Source organism: Psychrobacter sp. 1Y4, assembly GCF_051847555.1.
The window spans coordinates 1-790 of record NZ_JBPYDE010000400.1 but is presented as its reverse complement, the minus strand read 5'-3'; the positions used below and the strand labels follow the sequence as shown (position 1 = coordinate 790).

Here is a 790-nt window from a genome sequence, read left to right as displayed (position 1 = left end):
CTCTGCTAGTGTCATATTACCCTTGGTCAGCTCGGTCTCTTCTAGCGCAGCATCTGACAGCACATATTCGTGATCAACCAACGCATTACCTATCGCCATTACATCGTACATTGCTTACCTCTCTTCAATTAATTTATAAACAGTTATCTTTTTTATTGCTAAAAACTAGTCAGCTTGTAACTCTAGTAGACGCTGATAAAGTGCATTCTTTTTTACACCAGTGATATCAGAGGCTAGCGCGGCTGCTTTTTTGACCGATAGATCCTCTAGCAAACGCTGTAGCAACTTATCATGAGTACTGATGTCGTCAGTATCCTTTGCAACACCGACACCAGCGACGACCACGACGATCTCACCTCGTTGTTGATTGTCATCTGCTTTGACAAACTCGACCAACTCACTAAGGGTGCTTTTATGTACGGTTTCAAACGTTTTGGTCAATTCACGACAAAAAGTCACTGCACGGTCTGCACCAAATATCGTCGCCATATCTTCTAGACTAGATACGATGCGATGCGGCGCTTCATAAAATATCAGAGTTTCGGTACGTGCGATCAAATCGTTCAGTTGTTTTTGACGGCCGTGAGTTTTGGCTGGTAAAAACCCAATAAAGCTAAATCGATCTGATGGCAACCCTGCGACTGACAATGCGCCAATAGCAGCAGAAGCTCCAACGATAGGTGATACGGTCACGCCAGCTTCGTGTGCGGCCTGTACCAATTGATAACCTGGGTCACTGACCAGTGGCGTACCAGCGTCACTAATCAAGGCAACCGAATGACCTTGCTCA

At 45.3% G+C, this 790-nt stretch carries 1 protein-coding gene and 1 pseudogene; both read right to left on the bottom strand.

Features of this window, described 5'->3' with window-relative positions; genetic code table 11:
* Window positions 1-111 (bottom strand): annotated as a pseudogene (locus tag ACS8FC_RS16595) (adenosine kinase); the annotation flags it as partial.
* Window positions 112-165: 54 nt separating this feature from the next.
* Window positions 166-790 (bottom strand): 16S rRNA (cytidine(1402)-2'-O)-methyltransferase (gene rsmI, locus ACS8FC_RS16590; protein ID WP_439297587.1); only part of this gene is annotated, 625 nt, incomplete at its 5' end.